This is a genomic window from Streptomyces sp. NPDC033216, from assembly GCF_055577115.1.
Window position 1 is genome coordinate 88,900 of sequence record NZ_JBVIQK010000021.1, and the last position, 18,927, is coordinate 107,826.

The window sequence follows — 18,927 nt, forward strand, 5'->3', positions numbered from 1 at the left end:
CGGGGGCCGCCCGTCCGGCCCGGTTCGGCGCCGCGGGGCGGTCCGCTCCCGTCAGGCGTCACCGGTACCGCGGAAGGCCAGACAGACGTTGTGGCCGCCGAAACCGAAGGAGTTGTTGAGCACGACGGCGGGGCCCGGGGCCAGTTCGCGCGGTTTGTCGCGGACGACGTCCAGGTCGACCCGCTCGTCGAGAACGCCGACGTTGATGGTGGGCGGCGCGAGGCGGTGGTGCAGGGCCAGGACCGCGGCCACCGACTCCACCGCCCCGGACCCGCCCAGGAGGTGTCCCGTCATCGACTTGGTCGCGGAGATCGGCACCCGGTCGGCGTGGGGACCCATCACCCGGCGCAGCGCGGCGAGTTCCGCGAGATCGCCCAACGGCGTGGAGGTGGCGTGGGCGTTGACGTGGGTGACCTGCTGCGGGGCGCTGCCGGCGTCGGCGAGGGCCGCGCGTACGGCGCGCGTCACGTCCCGGCCCTCGGGTTCGGGCTGGGCGATGTGGTGGGCGTCGGAGGTCAGGCCGGCGCCGGCCGCCTCGGCGTAGACGCGCGCGTCACGGGCGCGGGCGTGCTCCTCGGCTTCCAGGACCAGGATGCCGGCACCCTCGCCCATCACGAACCCGTCCCGGTCGCGGTCGTAAGGGCGGGATGCGGCCTCGGGATCGTCGTTGCGCCCCGACATGGCCATCATGTTGGCGAACGCCGTGATGATCAGGGGGTGGAGGGGAGCCTCGGTCCCCCCGGCGACGACCACGTCGGCCCGGCCGGAGCGGATCATCGTCAGGGCGTGTCCCACCGCTTCGGCCCCCGAGGCGCAGGCGGAGGCCGTGGTGTGGACTCCGGCCCGCGCGCCCAGTTCGAGGCCGACGTGCGCGGCCGGGCCGTTCGGCATGAACATCGGCACCGTGTGCGGGGATACGCGGCGCGGCCCCTTCTCCCTGAGCACGTCGTGGGAGGTCAGCAGCGAGGTCAGGCCCCCCAGTCCCGAGGCGATGACGACGCCGAGCCGGGTGGGGTCCACGACCGGCCGGCCGGCATCCCGCCAGGCCTCCCGGGCCGCGACGAGCGCGAACTGCGACGAGCGGTCGGTGCGCCGGGCCAGGGCCGGGCCGATGAGGGGCGCGGGGTCGCTCGCCGCCGGGCACGCGATGCGCACCGGGAGGTCGCGCGCCCACGCCTCGGTCAGCGGCCGGGCGCCGGAGCGGCCGGCCAGGAGGGACTGCCAGGTGGAGGCGGCGTCGCCGCCCAGCGGTGTGGTGGCTCCGAGCCCGGTGACAAGCACCTTGCGGCCGGCGTGCGTCATCGTGGTCTCTCCTGGAGGTGGGAATCGCGTGGTCCGGCGGGCACCCCGCCCGGACACGTCCTGGTCGGACGGCCGAAGACCTGTCAGACGGCCCGGAAGATGCGGGCCATGATGTCCAGAACGGTGGTCAGTTCCTCGGGCGCCCCGCCCGGCCGGTCGGCACCGGTGCCGGTGGCGCGGTCGTGCTCGCCGAGCGCGAGCGGGTCGGTCTGCGGCTCTACGGTCGTCACGTTCACGGCAACTCCTGGGCGGGGTCGGACGGACGGGTTTGCGGAGAGGTGCGGGGCGGGCGTCAGGGCAGCGTGACCACCTGGGCGGCGTAGGAGAGGCCCGCGCCGAAGCCGATGGTGAGGGCGAGCGCGCCGCTGCGGGCGGCTCCGCAGGCCAGCATGTGCTCGATCGCCAGGGGGATGGAGGCCGCCGAGGTGTTGCCGGTGTGCACGATGTCGCGGGCGACGGCCACGTGTGCGGGCAGGCGCAGTGTCGTGGCGAGGGCCTCCACGATGCGCAGGTTGGCCTGGTGCGGGACGAACGCCTCGAGGTCGGCGGCGTCCACGCCGGCCTCGTCCAGGGCCTGCCGTGCGGCACGGGCCATCTCGTAGACGGCCCAGCGGAACACCCTCTGGCCCTGCATGGTCAGGGCGGGGAAGCGCGGCGGCCGGCCGTGGCGCAGGCGGAGCCAGGAGGCGCTCTGGTCGATGGCGTCGCCCTGTGCCCCGTCGGAGCCCCAGACCACCGGGCCCATGGCCGGGGTGTCGCTGGGGCCGACGACGACGGCTCCGGCGCCGTCGCCGAAGAGGAAGGCGGTGGCGCGGTCGTCGTGGTCGATCAGGTCGGACATCCGCTCGGTCGCCACCACCAGGACATGTTCGGCGCTGCCACCGCGGACCAGGTCGTGGGCGATGGCCAGGGCGTGGGTGAAGCCGGCGCAGGCCGCGGACAGGTCGAAGGCGGCGGCCTGCGCGGTGCCGATCCGGTGGGCGATGTCGGCGGCGAGGGCGGGCAGTTGGCGGAAGTGGGTGGAGGTGGCCACCAGCACGCAGCCGATCCTGTCCGCGGTGACTCCGGCGTGCGCGAGCGCCTTCTCCGCGGCCGCGGCGCCCATGAGGGCCACACTCTCCTGGTCGGTCGCCCAGCGCCGTTCGGCGATGCCGGAGCGTTCGCGGATCCACTCGTCGCTGGAGTCGATGCGGGCGGCGACTTCCTGGTTCGGCACCACGCGAGAGGGCCGGTAGCCGCCCACGCCGGTGATGCGGGCGTACGCCGCACCCGTGGCGGGCCGGAGCACGGAGGGTGCGGACACGATGGGTCCGGACACGATGGGTCTCCCTGGGACGGACGGTCGAGGACGGCCAAAGGGGAGGGCGGATGGTGACGGGCCCGCAGGGGGGATGTCTCCGGGCCCGTCACGGCGGAGGGGCGGCCTGATCAGTCCAGGCCGCGCAGGATGTGCTCCTCGGCCGCCTCGCCGTCCAGGCGCGCCAGGTGCAGCGGCATCGGCAGCGCCCAGCGGTCGGGGCGGGCGACGGTCAGGGGCACGGCCGCCGACGGCGCCCGGTCACCGGGCGGGGTGACGGGGGACGGCGCCGCGGCGGACGGTACGGCGACGGGCGGCATGGTCAGGACACCCCTGCCAGCGCGCGCTGCCGGGCCCGCTGGGACAGGCGCCCCAGGCGCAGGTCGGCGACGCCGGCGAACGCCGGGCGCAGCAGGGCGGCGAGGCTCCCCCGGTTGGTGAAGGAGTGCGTGACGTGGGTGCCGTCGCCGTGCGGCAGCAGGCGCCAGCTGTTGGTCTCGGCCAGGCCGGGGACCTCCCACCAGCCCTCGATGTGGTCGTCCCCGATGCTGCGGTACTCCCAGTGCCCGGTGAGACCGCCGCGGGCGGTGAGGGGGTAGCGCCGGCCGACGGTCGCGGCCTCAGGCCCCCCCACCGACAGGAAGGCGGGGTTCCACTCCGCCAGCGCGGTGGGTTCCAGGAGGATCTGCCGCACCGTCCGCAGGGGGGCGGGGATCAGGATGTGTGCGTCGGCGGTGTTCATCAGTACCTCATTCCTCCGTCGGAGCGGATGACCGTGGCATTGATGTAGTCGGCGGCCGGAGAGGCCAGGAAGGCGATCGTCTCGGCCGTCCGGGCGGCTTCGCCCAGTCCGAGCAGGGAGCGGTCGGTCATGCGCCGCCGCTGCGGGCCGGCCACGGCCGCGCCCAGGCCGGTGTCGAGGATGCCGGGAGCCAGGGTGGCGGTGCGGATGTTGTAGGAGGCGTACTCCTGCGAGACGGTCATGGCCAGGCCGTGCAGGCCGGCCTTGGAGGAGGCGTAGGCGGCCTGGCCCGCGTTGCCGGTCAGCGCGGTGATCGACGAGATGTAGATGATGCGGCCGTAGCGCGCCCGCATCATGGCCTTCACCGCGTACTTGGTGGTCAGGAAGGCGCCGCGCAGGTTGACCCGCTGCACCTCGTCCCAGTCCTCGATCGACATCCGCACCAGGGGCTGGTCACGGGTGATCGCGGCATTGTGGACGAGGACGTCGAGCCGGCCGAACCTGCGGGCCTCCGTGGCCAGCAGGGCGGCCGTCTCGTCGGTGGCCGCGTCCCCGGGGACGAGCCGGAGCCGGTCGCGGTACTTGTCCGTCAGGTGTTCCAGTTCCTGCGAGGGCGAGCGGTGGTTGGCGACGACCGCGGCTCCCTGCTCCAGGAGCGTCTGCGCGGTCAGCAGGCCGAGCCCCCGTCCCGCGCCGGTGAGAAGCACGACCCTGCCCGTCAGCGGGCTTGCCGGGGGCGGGGCTGTCGAAGCCGGAAGGGTCATGGCGTGGTCTCCCAGGTACGGGCCGCGGCCATCGCCGGGTCGGGCGGGCACAGCACGGCGGCAGGGTCGGCAGTGATGACGGGGCCGGCGGAACCGGCAGGGGTGGCGGGGAGGGCGGAGCCGGCGGAACCGGCAGGGGTGGCGGGGAGGGCGGAGCCGGTGAACAGGTGGTCGGTGACCGGTGCGAGACGGTCTTCGGCGAAGGGGCGGGGCCTGCGCAGACGGGCGAACCTGAGGTTCTCCGGGTGCTGGGGAGTGTCCTCGACGATCAGATGCGGCAGCAGCAGATCGGGCTTCTCGCGCAGCAGTCGCGTGCTGTTGCGCAGGAAGCGCAGGCCCCGTTCGCGCAGCGCGGCCGGCATCCAGTCCAGAACCGGCAGGTGCAGTTCGCTCACCACACCGTCGCTGGTCAGCGTGGCCCGGGCGGCCACATCCGGCGGAAGACGCTCGGCCTCCTCGGCGTACATCGGTACCGAGATGCGCTCCTGCTCGATCAGGACGAGCAGACAACCGCCGCTGTACAGGTGGTCCATGACCTCGGCCGCCTGCGCGGGGCTCGGCCACAGGGCCGTGGGGACGTAGTCGCCGGGTGCGGAGGTCCGCCAGGACAGGCGGCGGGGTCCGTCGAAGACCACCATCGTGTCGCCGCACCGCAGGAACGCTGATGTGCTCATGAATCTCTCACGCCCTCGGGGTCACAGGGCCGCCGACGCCGGCGAGCTGCTGGTAGTGGGCTTCGGCCCGGCGCCGTCGGTCCGCCGTTCTGGCGTCCGGGGCCGGCGCGGCGAGGATGCCTCGCAGGTACAGCGCCGCCTCGTCGTCGCGGCCCTCGGCGATCAGCGCCTCGGCGTACGCCATGGGGTAGCGGGTGTCGTGGGCGCCGAGGCGGGCCGCGTGCCGCAGGTGCTCCAGCGCTTGGGGACGGCGGCCGCCCAGGGCACGGGGCATCAGCAGGTGCCAGCGGCCCAGCAGGTAACGGGCCATCAGATGGTCGGGGTGGGTACGCAGTACCTCCTCGGCGGCGGGCCGCACGCCGCGCAGCACGGCGGGGCGCAGCGGTGCGGGGGCTTCCAGGGCGCGCAGGCCGGTGAGCCTGGCGGCCAGGACGCGTGCGTCGGCGCCGACAGAGGTACGGGGGTCGGTGAACCCGTCGGGATCGGTGACGCGGGCCAGGGCGAGCAGCAGGCGCGCCTGTCGCATGCGCCGCTGGGCGGGCAGATGGTCGGTGTGGCTGAGCATCGTCTCCACGACCGTCTCGGCCCGCTGGACGAGTTCGGCCGCCGCCTGCCGGGCCCGCTGCGGGCCGGGGGCGGTGCACGCGGTGTCCACCAGCGACTCCAGCGCGTCGCGCGCCGCTTCCACCAGTGCCGCGACCCGCCGGGGCCTGGGCAGTGCGGTGTCGTCGGGCAGCGCGGGGCCGAAGACGACCCGCACCCGGGCCGGACGGGGCAGCCACTCCCCCTTGGGCAGGACGTGCTGGGCTCCCCACATCGCCACGGGGATGACCGGCACGCCGGCCCGGACGGCGAAGCGGAAGGCACCGTCCTTGAAGGGCAGCAGCGGCCGGCCGGGCCCGCGGGTGCCCTCGGGGTAGACCACCAGGGCGCCGCGGTCGGCGAAGACGGCGTCCACCGCGGCCAGCAGTTCCTTGCCGGGCCGGTCGCGGTCCACCGGGATGCCTCCCATGCCCTCGGTCCACCGGCGGCGCACCGGATGGACGAAGGCCTCCGCCTTGGTGAGGTAGGACGTGGGGGTGTCCCTCAGGCCGTCGAGGACTGCGTCGAGGACGAGGTGGTCCGCGAAGCTGCTGTGGTTGGCCACCAGGACGAACGGCGAGTCGGCCGGCAGGTGCCGCACTCCTTCTACTCCGGCGAGGAACCGGTGCGTGACCGCGGGACGTGTCAGCGCGGTCGACGCACCGGCCATCCACCGGGGGATCCGGCTCACTGAACCCGCTCGCTGCGGGCGGCGGCGTACTCGCGCAGCTTCTCGATGCTGGTGAGCACCAGGCCCTCGCGCCGGGCGAACTCGGCCAGCTGGGGCAGGCGCGCCATCGTCCCGTCCTCACGGATGATCTCCACGATGACGCCGGCGGGTGCCAGCCCCGCGAAGCGGGCGAGGTCGACCGCCGCCTCGGTGTGGCCGGGCCGCTCCAGGACACCGCCAGGGCGGGCGATGAGGGGGAAGATGTGACCCGGCCGGCGCAGGTCCCCGCTGGAGCCCTTCAGGATCAGCTCGATCGTCTTGGCGCGGTCCGGGGCGGATATCCCGGTGGTCACCCCGTGCTCCGGACCGCCGTCGACGCTGACGGTGAACGCGGTGCCGTGGTGGTCCTGGTTGCGCTCGACCATCGGGGGCAGCTGAAGCTCGGCGGCGCGCTCCTCGGTCACCGAGACGCAGACCAGGCCCCTGCCGTGGGTGATCATGTAGTTGATGGCCGCGGCGTCGGCGTGCTCCGCCGCCACGATGAGGTCTCCTTCGTTCTCCCTGTCCTCGTCGTCCACCACGACGACGAGCTCACCCCGGGCGATGGCCGCCACGGCCGCCGCGGCGTCGTCGAGAACGATCGGGGAGTCGAGGGCGACGGGAGCGCCTTCCAGGATCTGCGCGGTCATCTTGCTTCCTTTGCTTGACGTGGGCTTGCGCTGGGGTCGTGCACCGGTCAAGAAGCGATGGAACGGACACCGACATCGATGTTCCGACATCGATGCTGTAACACCGATGCCTCATCATGCATGTCGCGGCATCGTTGTTGCAACAGCATTCGGGTGAGCTGATCAAAGTGACAATCACGGTTCCGGAACGGCCGGAAAAGGCTCATATCGATGACGTAGCATTGAATGACACGGCATGGATGCTGCATCATCGAGAAACGAACCCATCCGACCGTCGGACCCTCACCCCCGACCAGCCACCTCCGGAGCCGCCATGTCCCACCCCGCCGTCACCACGGACACACCCCCGAGCCGGGCGCCCGCCGCAGCCGACCCCCCGCAGGCCGACTCCGAACTGCGCTACCTGCTGCTGGCGGCCCAACGTGAGGGAGCCCGGCAGATGACGGGTCACCTCCGGCCCCTCAACCTGACGCCGGCCCAGGCGGAGATCCTCCTCGTGCTCGCCGAACGCGCCCCTCTCACGCTCGCCGAGGTGGGCCGCCTCATCGTCTGCGAGAGCGGCAGCCCGAGCCGCATCGTCGACACCCTCGCCAAGCGCGGTCTGGTCGACCGGGAGCCGGGACAGGTGGACCGCCGGGTCGTCTACCTCCGGCTGTCACCGCGCGGAGAGGAACTGCTCCCCTCGCTGCGCGTCATCGACGCCGAGACCGACGCCATGGTCACCGACTGCCTCAGCCCGGAGGAACAGGCGGTCATGACCCGCGGGCTGCGCCGCATGCTCGACGGCACACCCAGCGGCACCGCCCTGGCGGGACGCTTCGGACACAAGAGGTAACCGGCCGCTCGGCACCCGCCGGCGCTCCGCCGCCCCGTCGGTGGAGCGCCGGCGCGGCAGGCCTCGGGCGCATGAAAGCCCGTCCGCACGTCCGCGCGGGCCGGGGATCCGGGCGAGGCCTGCTCGGCGCGGGTGCGCTCGGCGAACCGGCGGCCTGCCGGCCGGGCGATGACGATGCGCCGGTGGTGTCTACCTGCGGTTCGTCCGCCGCCTGGACGGGACGACCTGCGGTGCCGGGACGGGACGACCCGGCGCTGCCAGGACGACCCGGCGGTGCCGGGACGGGACGAAGGCAGCCGCGGGCACGCCGGTGGACGAACATCCCGGCGGCTTCTCCCCGGTGGTGCTGTGAGTGCCGCCGGTCGGCCACCCGGACGCGCTGCGGGGCAGCGCGGGCCGCGCCCGCGGCGAAGAAGGGCGCGTGGTCGCGGCAGACGGTCCTGATGCCGCACCGCGCGGCGGGCCAGGCCGCCGAGACGCCGAGTACCACCAGCGGGCCACGCGGCAGCGCGCCGTAGCGCCGGCGCGGCGGGGGCTCCTTCGCACACGGGGACGGCTCATCGCCGACCGGTGTCACGCTTGCGCGGCGCCGAAGGATGGTGGGCCGCCGGGACGTGGGGGATGTCGTCCCGGCGGCCCAGGTGGGCGGGGCCCGTCCGTGGGCGGGTCCGCCCGGTCAGACGGCGCTGAGAACGACCGCCGAGTTGAAACCGCCCCGGCCGCGGGCCAGGACCAAAGCGTGGCGGACCGGCGTCTCGCGGGGCGCGGTGACGAGATCGACGGGGCAGTCCGCGGCCGGCTCGGTGGTCCCGATGGTCGGCGGAATCACCTGGTCGCGCAGGGACAGCAGGGCCGCGGCGACGTCAAGGGAGGCGCCGCCGGCCAGCAGCCGTCCGGTCATCGACTTCGGCGCGGTGACCGGCACGCCCCGAGGGCCGAACAGGCCGGCCAGCGCCTGCGCCTCGGCGCGGTCCGCGGCGCGCGCGCCGGCCGCGTCGGCGAACACCACGTCGATCTCCTCGGGCCGCACCCCGGCGTCGTCGAGGGCCAGCCGGGCGGCATCGCCCAGGCGCGGGGCGCCGGGGCCGTCGAAGGTGGCCGCGTACCCGGTGAACGCCCCGTACACGCGGGCGTCGCGCTCGCGGGCAGCGGCCTCGCTCTCCAGGACGAACAGGGCGCCGCCCTCGCCGACCACATGACCGCAGGCCGCGGCGTCGAACGGCAGGTAGGCGCGGGCGGGGTCGGCCACGCGGCTCAGCTCGCCGGCGGCGAGGTGGGCGGCCCAGCCCCACGGACACAGCGCCGAGTCGACGCCGCCGGTGACCATCAGCCGGGCGCCCTTGCGGATCTGGCGCCGGGCGTGGGCGACGGCGTCCAGTCCGCCGGCCTGCTCGGCGACGACGACCCCGCTGGAGCCGCGCAGCCCGTGCCGGATGGAGATCTGACCGGTGTTCACGGCGTAGAACCAGGCGAAGGACTGGTAGGCGCTGACGTGCTGTCCGCCCTTGGACCACAGGGCCTGCAACTCGCGCTGGCCGAACTCGAAACCGCCCGCGGAGGAGGCGGTGACCACCCCGGCACCGTACTCGGGCAGCGCTGCGGGGCCGGTGCCGCAGTCGTCGAGGGCCTCCTGGGCGGCGGCCAGCGACAGCCGGGTGACGCGGTCGGTCTGCGGCAGCAGCCGGCTGGGCAGGTGCTCGTCGTCGACGAAGCCGGGGACCTCCCCGGCGAGGCGCACCGGGTAGCGGGAGGCGTCGAAGCGGGTCACCGGGCGGATGCCGCTCTCGCCGCGCAGGGTCGCCGCCCACCAGGCCTCGGTGCCGAGCCCGTTGGGGGCGGCGACGCCGATGCCGGTGACGACGGAGCCGATGGCGGGCCGGACGCCCGCCCGGGCGGCGGGACGGTCCAGTGTGGCTGTGGTCATGCCGCCTCCTGAAGTCGCGGCCGGGTCAGGACGATGGCGCTCTGGAAGCCGCCGAAGCCGCTGCCGACGCTGAGCACGGTGTCGGTGCGCTGCTCGCGCGCGGTGAGCGGGGTGTAGTCGAGGTCGCAGGCCGGGTCGGCCTCGTGCAGGTTGGCCGTCGGCGGCACGGTGTTGTGTTCGATGGCCAGGGCGCTGGCGGCCACCTCCAGCGAGCCGATCGCGCCGAGCGAGTGGCCGATCATGGACTTGATGGAGCTGACGGGCACCCGGTAGGCGTGCTCGCCGAGGCTGCGCTTGAACGCGGCGGTCTCGTGCCGGTCGTTCTGCTTGGTGCCGGAGCCGTGGGCGTTGACGTAGTCGACGGCGGTGGCGTCCAGGCGGGCCTCGTCGAGCGCCGCGCGGATCGCCTCGGCCATCTCCACGCCGTCGGACTTCAGTCCGGTCATGTGGTACGCGTTGCTGCGCCCGGCGAACCCGGCGATCTCCGCGTAGACGTGGGCGCCGCGCCGCCGGGCGTGCTCGAACTCCTCCAGGATCAGCACGGCCGAACCCTCGCCGAGCACGAAGCCGTTGCGGGAGCGGTCGAAGGGGCGCGAGGCGGTCTCCGGCTCGTCGTTGCGCGGGCTGGTCGCCTTGATGGCGTCGAAGCAGGCCACCGTGATCGGGGAGATCGGCGCCTCGGTCGCACCGGTCACCATCACGTCGGCGCTGCCCTCGCGGATCAGGTCGACGGCGTGGCAGACGGAGTCGATGCCGGAGGTACAGCCGGTGGAGACCAGGGAGACCGGGCCCTGGGCGCCGACCGCGACGGCCACCTCGGCGGCCATGGAGCTGGGCACGAAGTAGTCGAAGAGGTGGGCGACCGCCCGGGTGTGGTCGACCTCCCAGGTGCTGCCGTTCTCGCTGACCACGCCGTACTCGTTGTCGAGGCCGGTGGTGCAGCCGACGGCGCTGCCGAGGGTGACACCGGTGCGCACCGGATCGAGGGCGCCGGCAAGTCCGCTGTCCTCGACCGCCTCCCGGGCGCTGACGAGGGCGAACTGGGCGGCGCGGTCGAGGCGGGCGGCGTCGGTGGCCCCGATTCCGTGGGCGACCGGGTCGAAGTCCGCCTCGGCGGCGATGCGCGAGCGGAACGTGCTCGCGTCGAACAGGGTGATGCCGCGCGTGGCGGTGCGGCCCGCGGTCAGCGTGTCCCAGAACGCGCGGGTGCCCACGCCGCCCGGGGCCACGACCCCGATACCGGTGATGACGACCCGCCTCATCGTTTGTCCCTCACAGTTGTCCTCCAGATATGAGCCCAGGTACGAGCCGGGTACGCCGCACCATGCGGCAGGCGCGCCCGATCAGTCGGGGTGCGTGCGGGCCGCGGACGAAGAAGTGGTCACCGGGGACGGTGCGCCGGACGAACCGAGCGGTGGTCCAGCGGGCCCAGCCGTCCAGCACCCTCGCGCCGACGGCGGGGTCGTCCTGGCCGCCGACGGCCAGGACGGGAACCGGGAGCGGGCCGTCCGGGTCGGCGAGCGCGTCGGCGCGCAGCGCGTCGGCGAGCCTGAGGTCGTCCCGCAGCACCGGCAGCACGCGGCGGTACCAGAGGCTGCCGGGGGCGGCGAGCGCACCGCCGGGCGCCGCGCCGAGGTCGGTCGCGAACCGCAGCAGCCGTTCGTCGGTCAGGTCGTCGTCGTGGCCGGGCGGCGCGGTCTGCGGTGGGGGGCTCGCACCGACGGCGAGGCAGGCGGGGGCGGGCAGCCCCCGGCTGATCAGAGCGTGGGCGAGGGTGTACGCGACGACGCCGCCCAGGCTGTGCCCGTACAGCACGTAAGGGCGGCCGTCGGCGACCTGGTCGGCCAGCGGCTCCAGGAGCGCGTCCAGGAGCCCCTCGCGCGAGGTCGTGCGGGGTTCGCGGCGCCGGGCGCCGCGTCCGGGCAGCACCATGGGCACGGTGCTCACCCCGGGGCCGGTGTCGGTGCGCCAGTGCGCGAAGCCGGACACGCCCGCGCCGGCGTGCGCGAAGCAGTAGAGCGTGACCGGCGAGCCATCCCGCATGGTGTGTCGCACCTCCTCGGCCGCCGTGGGTAAGAGCGCATCGGCTGCTCCCGAGCCTCGCCGACGTGCCTGGAGGAAGACTCGAATCAGCCATGTGCGCGAACGCCGCGGTGGTGGCGGGTGGTTGCCGGCGGGCACGGTCGTGCGCCGGCGGCCGGGTGGGCGTCGGTCTCACACCGCGCACGTCGTGGTGTGGACGGGTGTCCTCACCGGCGCCGTCGTGCCCGCCGGTGTCGCGGCCGCCGGTGTCGTGCCCCCGGACGTTGCGGCCACCGGTGCCGCGGTCACCGGTGAAGCCGGTGTCGCGGCAGCCGGTCTCGTGCCCGCCGATGTCCCGGCCGCAGGCGTCGCGACCGCAGGCGTTCTGCCCGCCGATGTCGTGGCCGCAGGTGTCCCTGCCGCCGACGTCGCGCCCGCCGACGCCGTGCCCGCGGGTGTCCCTGCCGCCGACGTCGTACCCGCCGACGCCGTGCCCGCGGGTGTCCCTGCCGCCGAGGTCGCGGCGAGCGCGCGGGCCGCCAATGCCGGTGCGGCGCCCACGTAGGCGGTGGGGTCGAGCAGGTGCTCCAGCTCTTCGACGCTGTGGTGCGCGGTCACTTCGGGCAGGGTGCTCAGCACCTCCAGCAGGGGGACCCGACGGAGGTCGGCGGTGTGCGAGGCCCGGGCCAGCAGGTCCTTCGCGCGCGCTCCGCCGATCTTCGGGGCGAGCAGGGCGGCCAGGCGTTCGCTGACCACCTGGCTGCCGGTCAGGCCGAGGTTGTGGCGCATGCGGGCCGGGTCGGGCGTGAGGCCCTCGGCCAGCTCGGCGGCCGTGACGGCGGCTCCGCCCGCCAGGCGGAGCGCCTCGCGCAGCAGCAGCCACTCGGCGTGCCACACCCCGGCCGAGCGTTCGTCCTCGGTCACCAGGCACTGCGTCAGGCCCGCGGTCAGCAGCGGCACCTGGAGGGCGGCGCTGCGGATCAGTGTGGACAGCACGGGGTTGCGCTTGTGCGGCATGGCGGAGGAACCGCCCCGCCCCGTGACGGCGGGTTCGGCGACCTCCGCGATCTCCGTACGGACCAGCACCTGTACGTCGGCGGCGAGTTTGCCGAGGGCGCCGGTGGTGAAGGCGAGCGCCGAGGCGGTGTCCGCGACCGGTGTGCGCAGCGCGTGCCAGGGCAGGACGGGGCGGGCCAGTCCGGTCTCGGCGGCGAACGCGTCCACGAGCCGTTCCTGGTACTCCTCGGGGGTCGTCGCGTCGGCCTGGAGGCCGGCGAACTCCAGGTATCCGGCGAGCGTGCCCGCGGCCCCGCCGAGGGAGACCGGCAGAGCGCCGCGGGCGGCCTCGATCCGGTCGGCGGCGTCCAGGACCAGCCGGTGCCAGCCCGCCGCCTTGAGCCCGAACGTGGTGGGGACTGCGTGCAGGGCGAGGGTGCGGCCGGCCATGACGGTCTCGCGGTGCCCTCCGGCCAGCGCGGCCAGCGCGGCGGCCGTCCGGTCCAGGTCGCCGAGGATCAGGTCCAGCGCCCGCCGGCACATCATCATCATGCCGGTGTCCAGCACGTCCTGGCTGGTGGAGCCGCGGTGCACGTACTCGGCGGCCCGCGGGTCGTCGTGGGCCACCGCCTCGGTCAGGGCGCGCACCAGCCCCACGACCGGGTTGGCGGTCTCGCGGGCCCGCAGCGCCAGCGCGCGCGGGTCGAACCGCTCGGCGCGGGCGGCGCGGGTGATGGCGCGGGCGGCACCGACCGGGACGGTGCCCAGTGCGGCCTGGGCCCGCGCGAGTGCCGCCTCGGCGTCCAGCAGCGACTGTAGCCAGGCCGTCTCGCTGACCGCTTCCTCCACCGGCGTCCCGGCCCGTACGGGGGAGAACAGTCCGGCGTCCGGGCCGCCGTCGAAGGCCGTCGTCGGGTGGATCATGGCGTCATCTCCAGCAGGTCGGCGGGGAGGCCCGGAAGGGGGACGGTGAGGCGCGCGGGACCGAGGCCGAGCACCGCGCGGGCGATGGCGTCGGAGTCGCCGAGGATCACGGAGTCGACCCCCGGCCGGATGCCGGCCGCCGTCACCCAGTGCACGGACTCGGTCGGGACGCCGTAGGCGAAGCGGCGCGGATGCGCCCGGCCGTGGGCGTCGACGGTGTGGTACGGCCGCTCGGAGACGGCGAGGCCACCCGACTCGTAGGCGGTTCCGCGGGTGGTCTCCATCCGGTAGGGCGCCGCCTGGCCGGTGGTGAGCAGGTACCGCAGCAGAGGGTCCGCGGTGCGGTGCAGGTCGGGTTCCGGCAGCCGTGCCTCGAGCAGCACCGGCGCGTGGACGGGCGCCGCGTCCACCCCGTCGGCCGTGGCCACGAACGCCGCCCGGTCGCCGTCCGTGCTGAGCGTGATCCGGGTGCCGGGCCCCAGCGGACGGACGACGTCGGCCTCGATCAGCGCGCGCAGCTCCTCGATGCGGGAGACGGGCGGACCGATCGACAGGAACGCGTTGAGCGGGGTGTACCAGGCCGTCAGCTCGTCCCGGTAGGAGTCGCCGTCCAGGCCGCCGTGGTCGACCGCGAGGCGTATCTCGTTGCGCAGGTCGCGCAGGACGTCGAGGGCCGCCTTGAGCGGTCCGTTGACGTTTCCGGCCCGGGCCTGCCGGATGTCCTCGTCCAGGTGACCGAGCAGCCAGCGCCGGAAACCCGCGCGGCTGGGGAAGCGCCGTCCGGCGGTGGGGCGCTGGATCAGGTCCCAGTCCCACCGCCTGGCGTGGTCGATGCCGTAGGAGTCGATGAGGCGTTCACGGGCCGGTGCCGCGCCGGCGCCGAGGAAGGCGGGCACGAACGCCGACGCCTCCCGGACGCGGCCCTCGGCGCGCAGCAGCGTCTCGTAGTAGACGCTCTCCACCTCCAGGGAGATCAGCGGCCACAGGTCGGTGCGGAAACGGACCGGTTCGCCGTCCGCGCGGCGGCGCCGCAGCGCGTCGATGGCGTCGGGGGTGAGCACCCGCGGCCGGTGCCGCCCGTCGGGGCCCTTCTCGTTCTCGCCGCGCGCGTGATGGGGGACACCGCGGCGGGAGCCGGCGTAGATCCGCGGTTCCCGGCCGGACGGGAGGTAGACCAGCCGTCCCGAGCGACGGACGAACCTGCCGCCCCGGCCGAGGGTGAGCAGCGCCATGCCGTCGAAGAAGTTCAGCCCCAGCCCGCGCATCAGGACGGCCTGCCCCGACGGGACGGTGGAGAGGTCCAGGTCGGCCGGGTTGGCCGGCCCGATGTACGTCAGTCCGTGCCGCGCGGCCGTCCGGGACCAGGCGGACTCCTCGGCCGAGGGGCGCCGCGGCAGGTGGCCCTGGGCGAGGATCACGGCGTCCAGGCCGCGCAGGCGGGTGCCGTCGGCGAGGGTGAGGACCTGCGGGCCGCCCGGCGTGTCCGCCTGGTCCCGCAACGCCACGGCGTGGGTGCGGTGTTCGACGACACGGCAGTTGGCGGGCGCCCGGCGCACGATGCGCCGGTAGCAGTCCTCCAGATAGCTGCCGTAGAAGGCGCGGGTCGGGTAGGCGTCCGGGTGCAGCGCCGCCGCCTCGGTGTACGTGGCGTCGCCGAACTGGTCCGCGGGCGAGGCCAGGACGACGGAGCGGGCCCACTCGTGCAGGTCGGGCCCCGGTTCCACCGGTCCCTGCATCGCCACCGTGTCGTCGGTGAACACCGTCACCTGGGAGGCGACGGTGTTCATCAGGAGCAGCCGCGACTGGTCCGTGCGCCAGACGCGTCCGGCGCCGGGCCGGCAGGGGTCCACGAGATGGATCGTCACCCGGCGCGGCGACCGGGCGGCCCGTTCGTTGGCACAGATCCGCTCCAGCACCGACAGGCCGCGGGGTCCGGCCCCCACGACGCAGACGCTGAGGTGTCCGGCGCTCACGACGTTCCCCCGGCGCCGTCGGGGGCGGGCGGGCGGCCCGGGTACGTCCGGTCGGCCGGACGGCGCCGGGCGGCGAGGTGGCCGCCGGGCCCGTCGCAGGTGCCGGGCGGGGTGTCGCGCCGGTGGCGAGTGGTCATGGCCGGTGCTCTCCTCACGTCGGTCCGCCGGTGGCGGTCGCCGCGGCCGCGTGGGCCATCCCTACCGGCGGCTCGTCGGCGATCGCGGCCAGCGCGTCGGACACGGTCGCCGAACCGCCCGCCAGGCCGGGCAGTTCGCGCAGCAGCCGGGCGCACTGGCGGACGAGTCGCGCAGCGTCGTCGTCGGCGAGCCGGGCGCGGTCGTGGACGGCGGCCAGCACGAGACCGCCGTCGGCGTCCCGGTGGGCCGACAGGGTGACGGGGAACAGGGTGTGTGTACCGGCCGCGCGGGGCGGTTGGACGCTGATGCCCTGGGCGGCGAGCGCGGAGCGCAGGCTGCCGGAGCCGCGCCGCTGGTGCTCGAAGACGACGAGGCTCTCCACGAGTCCGTCGTCCGCGTGGCGCCCGCTCCACTCGTGGATCTGGCCCAGTGACACCCATTCGTAGGCGGCCAGCTCCAGCGCCTGGTCACGCAGTTGGGCCAGCAGCCGGGCCATGGGCGCCGCGGGGTCGACCCGGACGGTCATGGGCAGGGAGTTCGTCAGCAGACCGGGCAGCCGCTCGACGGAGTCCAGGGCGACGCCGCGACCGCAGACGCTGACGCCGAAGCCCACCAGGGCGGGGCCCGGCGTGGCGCCCGCCCGGTACAGCAGCAGCGCCCACACCGCCTGAAGCGCGCCGGCCTCGGTGGCCGCACAGGACGCCGCCCAGGCGCGCAGCCGGCCCGCCGGTCCGGCGCCGAGCCGGACCTCGGCCCGTCCGGACCCGGTCAGGCCGGTCGCCGGGCCCGCGACCGCGGGCAGCACCAGGGTGGTGGGGCCGGGGGCCGCCGTGGACCAGAAGTCACGGGCGGGCGCGGTGTCCTGACCGGCGAGCCAGCGGGCGTAGTCCCGGCAGTCGGGGCGCCGTTCGCCGCCCGGCAGGCGGCCCCCGGCGAGGTAGGCGCGGTAGAACTCCTCGAGCAGGACGGACACGCTCCAGTTGTCCAGCACGACGGTGTGGAAGGTGAGCAGGATCCTCACGGACGGCGGGCCGCCGTCGACGGAGGCCGGTTCGTCGACGAGGTTGAGCCGCAGCAGGCCCGGGGAGCGCAGGTCGAAGCCGCGCAGCCGGTCGCGTTCCCTCAGCTCCTCGAAGTCCACGGAGCCGGCCGGGTGGCGGACCACCTCGGCGCGGGCGTGCTCGTGCAGTACCAGGCGTGGCTCGGTGTCCCGGTCGAAGGCGGCGCGCAGGACGGTCTCGTGGTCGAACACCGACTGCCAGGCAGCGGTGAACCGGCCGGTGTCCAGCGGGCCGCGCCAGCGCCAGTGCAGTTGCTCCACGTAGCGGCCGGTGCGGCGGTGGGCGAGCGCGTCCGGGAGCAGGGCGCGCTGCTGGGGGGTGACCGGCACGGCCGCCGCGGGGCCGTCCACCGGGTGACCGTCGGTGTCGCACCGCGGGCCCCGCTGGGCGTCCTCCAGTGAGGGGGCGGCCGAGGTGGCGTCCGGTTCCCGCGCGGTGAGCGCCGCCAGCGCGCGCCGGTCGGTCCTGCCGTCGGGCAGCAGGGGGATGTGCGGCACCCGGTGGAGACGGGCCGGGACCAGATGGGACGGCAGCCGTGACCGGAGGGCGGCGCGCAGTTCGGCGGGCGGCGTGCGCGTCACCACGTGGGCGACGATCCGCAGGCTGCCCGGAGCCTGCCGGGCCGCGTGGACGGCTGCGTCCCGCACACCGGGCAGCGACACGAGGGCGGCACGCACCTCGCCGAGTTCGACCCGGTCGCTCATGTGGTCTCCCTGTGTTCGGCGGCAGGACGGGACGGGCCCGGTCCACTGTCGCCGCGTGCGCTGCCAGAAGCCTGACGCACCGCTGACGGCCGCCGTCGGGTCCGGTCTCGCCACGGTCATCACAGGGCCCAGGAGTCGAATCCGGCTGTGGCCCCGCTCGTGGGCCGCTGGTGCGCGGGAGGAGGGGGCGGCGCACGGCGGGGCGGGGCCCTCGGTCCGACCGTGCGCGACGACCGGGCACAGGGGCCTTGCGACCGTTCCTCGACCCGTGGTCCAGCGAGGCGCTCGAAGATGCCGCCAGGTGGGGAGGTGAGGGCACCTCCGTTCGGCGTGAGGAGTGCGTATGCGCAAGGTCGTTTCCCGTGACGGCACCACGATCGCCTATGAGAAGGCGGGTGACGGCCCGCCGATCGTGCTCCTCAACGGATCGTTCCGCGACCACACCATCTTCGACGCGCTCGTGCCCGAGCTGGCGCCGCACTGCACCACCTACGTCTACGACCGCCGGGGACGCGGCGAGAGCGGAGACTCCCCGCAGTACGCCGTCGCCCGCGAGATCGAGGACCTCGAGGCGGTGATCGAGGAGGCCGGCGGGTCGGCGGTGGTGTTCGCCGGATCGTCGGGGGCCAACCTCGCGATCGAGGCGGCACTCGCCGGCGCCCCGATCACCAGGCTCGCGCTGCACGAACCGTTCTACCGGGTCGACGGGTTCCCCAAGCCCCCGTGGAACGTCGCCAAGACGCTGCGGGTCCTCATGGAGGAGGACCGGCGTCAGGAAGCGGTCGAATACTTCCTCGGGAGCTTCCTCGGGCTGACCCCCGACACGGTCGCGCAGTGGCGCAAGGGGCCGATCTGGGCGGTGAACGAGGCGAACGCCCACACCCTCGCCTACGACGTGGCGATCTGCGGCGACTACAGCGTCCCGGCCGGCCGGCTCGCCGACTACCGGACACAGACGCTGGTCCTCAACAGCACCGGCACCAGCGACTGGCTGCGGGCGGCGGCCCAGGCGACCGCGGCGGCCCTGCCCAACGGCCGGTCGCTGGAACTGCCCGGTTCCTGGCACCGGATCGACATGGACGTACTCGGCCGGACCCTGGCCGAGTTCGCCACCGCCTGACACCTCCCGCTCCGGCACGTCACCTCACGTTCAGGAGAACATCACCGTGACCACAGCTCACACCCTGGCCGCCGGGGCCGCAGCGCAGGCAGCCACCACCGCCGCCACCCGTGAACGCGGCGCCACCGTGTGGCTGACCGGGCTGCCGAGCGCGGGCAAGACCACCCTGGCCCGCGCCGTCGCCGAGCGGCTGGCCGCCACCGGCCGCCGAGCCGAGGTGCTCGACGGTGACGAGATCCGCCGATTCCTGTCCCAGGAGCTGGGGTTCACCCGTGCGGACCGCCACACCAACGTGACCCGGATCGGTTTCCTGGCGCAGACGCTCGCCTCCCACGGCGTGCTGGTGCTGGCCCCGGTCATCGCGCCGTACGCCGCCTCCCGTGCCGCGGTCCGGGAGCGGCATGCCGCGGGCGGCACGGCGTACCTGGAGGTGCATGTGGCCACTCCGGTGGAGGTGTGCTCCGAGCGCGATGTGAAGGGCCTGTACGCCAAGCAGGCGGCGGGCGAGCT

General features: G+C 74.7%; 18 protein-coding genes and 1 pseudogene. 3 read left to right on the top strand and 16 right to left on the bottom strand.

Going from position 1 to position 18,927, the window contains the following annotated elements:
* Window positions 1-51 precede the first annotated feature (51 nt).
* The 9 genes from fabF to ribB form a co-directional block, all read right to left on the bottom strand.
* The gene (fabF, locus tag ACZ5Y0_RS29595; protein WP_469131742.1) at window positions 52-1,302 is read right to left on the bottom strand and encodes a beta-ketoacyl-ACP synthase II; all 1,251 of its coding nucleotides are present in this window, start codon (window positions 1,300-1,302) and stop codon (window positions 52-54) included.
* A gap of 83 nt (window positions 1,303-1,385) precedes the next feature.
* Window positions 1,386-1,538: a hypothetical protein gene (locus tag ACZ5Y0_RS29600; protein WP_469131743.1), complete on the bottom strand. Its 153-nt coding sequence runs from the start codon at window positions 1,536-1,538 to the stop codon at window positions 1,386-1,388.
* 56 nt (window positions 1,539-1,594) lie between these two features.
* Complete coding sequence (locus tag ACZ5Y0_RS29605) at window positions 1,595-2,620, bottom strand: beta-ketoacyl-ACP synthase III (protein WP_469131744.1); 1,026 nt, start codon at window positions 2,618-2,620, stop codon at window positions 1,595-1,597.
* 110 nt (window positions 2,621-2,730) lie between these two features.
* Window positions 2,731-2,919 carry a hypothetical protein gene (locus tag ACZ5Y0_RS29610; RefSeq protein WP_469131745.1) on the bottom strand — a complete coding sequence of 63 codons (189 nt, stop codon included), beginning with the start codon at window positions 2,917-2,919 and terminating at the stop codon, window positions 2,731-2,733.
* Window positions 2,920-2,921: 2 nt separating this feature from the next.
* Window positions 2,922-3,341, bottom strand: a complete 420-nt coding sequence (locus ACZ5Y0_RS29615; protein WP_469131746.1) for an SRPBCC family protein — start codon at window positions 3,339-3,341, stop codon at window positions 2,922-2,924.
* Window positions 3,341-4,105, bottom strand: coding sequence for an SDR family oxidoreductase (locus ACZ5Y0_RS29620; protein ID WP_469131747.1), 765 nt, complete (start codon window positions 4,103-4,105; stop codon window positions 3,341-3,343). The genes ACZ5Y0_RS29615 and ACZ5Y0_RS29620 overlap by 1 nt, the downstream gene beginning before the upstream one ends.
* A complete protein-coding gene (locus tag ACZ5Y0_RS29625; protein WP_469131748.1) occupies window positions 4,102-4,779 on the bottom strand; it encodes a hypothetical protein in 678 nt (225 codons plus the stop codon). The genes ACZ5Y0_RS29620 and ACZ5Y0_RS29625 overlap by 4 nt, the downstream gene beginning before the upstream one ends.
* Window positions 4,780-4,786: 7 nt before the next feature.
* Window positions 4,787-6,031 (bottom strand): lysophospholipid acyltransferase family protein, encoded by a 1,245-nt coding sequence (locus ACZ5Y0_RS29630; protein ID WP_469131749.1) that lies wholly within the window; start codon window positions 6,029-6,031, stop codon window positions 4,787-4,789.
* A 17-nt stretch (window positions 6,032-6,048) separates the two neighbouring features.
* Complete coding sequence (ribB, locus tag ACZ5Y0_RS29635; protein WP_469131750.1) at window positions 6,049-6,720, bottom strand: 3,4-dihydroxy-2-butanone-4-phosphate synthase; 672 nt, start codon at window positions 6,718-6,720, stop codon at window positions 6,049-6,051.
* Between the two features lie 313 nt (window positions 6,721-7,033).
* On the opposite strand from ribB, the gene ACZ5Y0_RS29640 reads away from it, so the two are divergent.
* Complete coding sequence (locus ACZ5Y0_RS29640) at window positions 7,034-7,555, top strand: MarR family winged helix-turn-helix transcriptional regulator (RefSeq protein ID WP_469131751.1); 522 nt, start codon at window positions 7,034-7,036, stop codon at window positions 7,553-7,555.
* Window positions 7,556-8,231: 676 nt separating this feature from the next.
* On the opposite strand, the gene ACZ5Y0_RS29645 is transcribed toward ACZ5Y0_RS29640, so the two are convergent.
* The 7 genes and pseudogenes from ACZ5Y0_RS29645 to ACZ5Y0_RS29675 all read right to left on the bottom strand — a co-directional run bounded on the left by ACZ5Y0_RS29645 (window position 8,232) and on the right by ACZ5Y0_RS29675 (window position 17,297).
* Complete coding sequence (locus ACZ5Y0_RS29645) at window positions 8,232-9,479, bottom strand: ketosynthase chain-length factor (RefSeq protein WP_469131752.1); 1,248 nt, start codon at window positions 9,477-9,479, stop codon at window positions 8,232-8,234.
* Entirely contained in the window at window positions 9,476-10,741 is a 1,266-nt protein-coding gene (locus tag ACZ5Y0_RS29650) for a beta-ketoacyl-[acyl-carrier-protein] synthase family protein (RefSeq protein WP_469131753.1), read from the bottom strand. Before ACZ5Y0_RS29650 ends, ACZ5Y0_RS29645 begins: the two co-directional genes overlap by 4 nt.
* Window positions 10,742-10,751: 10 nt before the next feature.
* Window positions 10,752-11,522 (bottom strand): thioesterase II family protein, encoded by a 771-nt coding sequence (locus tag ACZ5Y0_RS29655; RefSeq protein ID WP_469131754.1) that lies wholly within the window; start codon window positions 11,520-11,522, stop codon window positions 10,752-10,754.
* 501 nt (window positions 11,523-12,023) lie between these two features.
* Window positions 12,024-13,421 (bottom strand): annotated as a pseudogene (locus ACZ5Y0_RS29660) (nitrosuccinate lyase); the annotation flags it as partial.
* Window positions 13,418-15,394: an FAD/NAD(P)-binding protein gene (locus tag ACZ5Y0_RS29665; RefSeq protein WP_469131755.1), complete on the bottom strand. Its 1,977-nt coding sequence runs from the start codon at window positions 15,392-15,394 to the stop codon at window positions 13,418-13,420. The gene ACZ5Y0_RS29665 and the pseudogene ACZ5Y0_RS29660, both read right to left, overlap by 4 nt.
* Window positions 15,391-15,531 (bottom strand): hypothetical protein, encoded by a 141-nt coding sequence (locus tag ACZ5Y0_RS29670; protein ID WP_469131756.1) that lies wholly within the window; start codon window positions 15,529-15,531, stop codon window positions 15,391-15,393. Before ACZ5Y0_RS29670 ends, ACZ5Y0_RS29665 begins: the two co-directional genes overlap by 4 nt.
* Window positions 15,532-15,545: 14 nt before the next feature.
* Entirely contained in the window at window positions 15,546-17,297 is a 1,752-nt protein-coding gene (locus ACZ5Y0_RS29675; RefSeq protein ID WP_469131757.1) for a condensation domain-containing protein, read from the bottom strand.
* Between the two features lie 343 nt (window positions 17,298-17,640).
* On the opposite strand from ACZ5Y0_RS29675, the gene ACZ5Y0_RS29680 reads away from it, so the two are divergent.
* Window positions 17,641-18,417, top strand: a complete 777-nt coding sequence (locus ACZ5Y0_RS29680; RefSeq protein ID WP_469131758.1) for an alpha/beta fold hydrolase — start codon at window positions 17,641-17,643, stop codon at window positions 18,415-18,417.
* A 64-nt stretch (window positions 18,418-18,481) separates the two neighbouring features.
* The coding region (gene cysC / locus ACZ5Y0_RS29685; protein ID WP_469131762.1) for an adenylyl-sulfate kinase at window positions 18,482-18,927 on the top strand (446 nt) is incomplete at its 3' end.

Bases quoted from the DNA above. Each gene is read 5' to 3' on its own strand.
- fabF (WP_469131742.1), bottom strand. From the start codon at position 1,302: ATGACGCACGCCGGCCGCAAGGTGCTTGTCACCGGGCTCGGAGCCACC.
- ACZ5Y0_RS29610 (WP_469131745.1), bottom strand. From the start codon at position 2,919: ATGCCGCCCGTCGCCGTACCGTCCGCCGCGGCGCCGTCCCCCGTCACC.
- ACZ5Y0_RS29615 (WP_469131746.1), bottom strand. From the start codon at position 3,341: ATGAACACCGCCGACGCACACATCCTGATCCCCGCCCCCCTGCGGACG.
- ACZ5Y0_RS29620 (WP_469131747.1), bottom strand. From the start codon at position 4,105: ATGACCCTTCCGGCTTCGACAGCCCCGCCCCCGGCAAGCCCGCTGACG.
- ACZ5Y0_RS29625 (WP_469131748.1), bottom strand. From the start codon at position 4,779: ATGAGCACATCAGCGTTCCTGCGGTGCGGCGACACGATGGTGGTCTTC.
- ACZ5Y0_RS29630 (WP_469131749.1), bottom strand. From the start codon at position 6,031: ATGGCCGGTGCGTCGACCGCGCTGACACGTCCCGCGGTCACGCACCGG.
- ribB (WP_469131750.1), bottom strand. From the start codon at position 6,720: ATGACCGCGCAGATCCTGGAAGGCGCTCCCGTCGCCCTCGACTCCCCG.
- ACZ5Y0_RS29640 (WP_469131751.1), top strand. From the start codon at position 7,034: ATGTCCCACCCCGCCGTCACCACGGACACACCCCCGAGCCGGGCGCCC.
- ACZ5Y0_RS29645 (WP_469131752.1), bottom strand. From the start codon at position 9,479: ATGACCACAGCCACACTGGACCGTCCCGCCGCCCGGGCGGGCGTCCGG.
- ACZ5Y0_RS29650 (WP_469131753.1), bottom strand. From the start codon at position 10,741: ATGAGGCGGGTCGTCATCACCGGTATCGGGGTCGTGGCCCCGGGCGGC.
- ACZ5Y0_RS29655 (WP_469131754.1), bottom strand. From the start codon at position 11,522: ATGCGGGATGGCTCGCCGGTCACGCTCTACTGCTTCGCGCACGCCGGC.
- ACZ5Y0_RS29670 (WP_469131756.1), bottom strand. From the start codon at position 15,531: ATGACCACTCGCCACCGGCGCGACACCCCGCCCGGCACCTGCGACGGG.
- ACZ5Y0_RS29675 (WP_469131757.1), bottom strand. From the start codon at position 17,297: ATGAGCGACCGGGTCGAACTCGGCGAGGTGCGTGCCGCCCTCGTGTCG.
- ACZ5Y0_RS29680 (WP_469131758.1), top strand. From the start codon at position 17,641: ATGCGCAAGGTCGTTTCCCGTGACGGCACCACGATCGCCTATGAGAAG.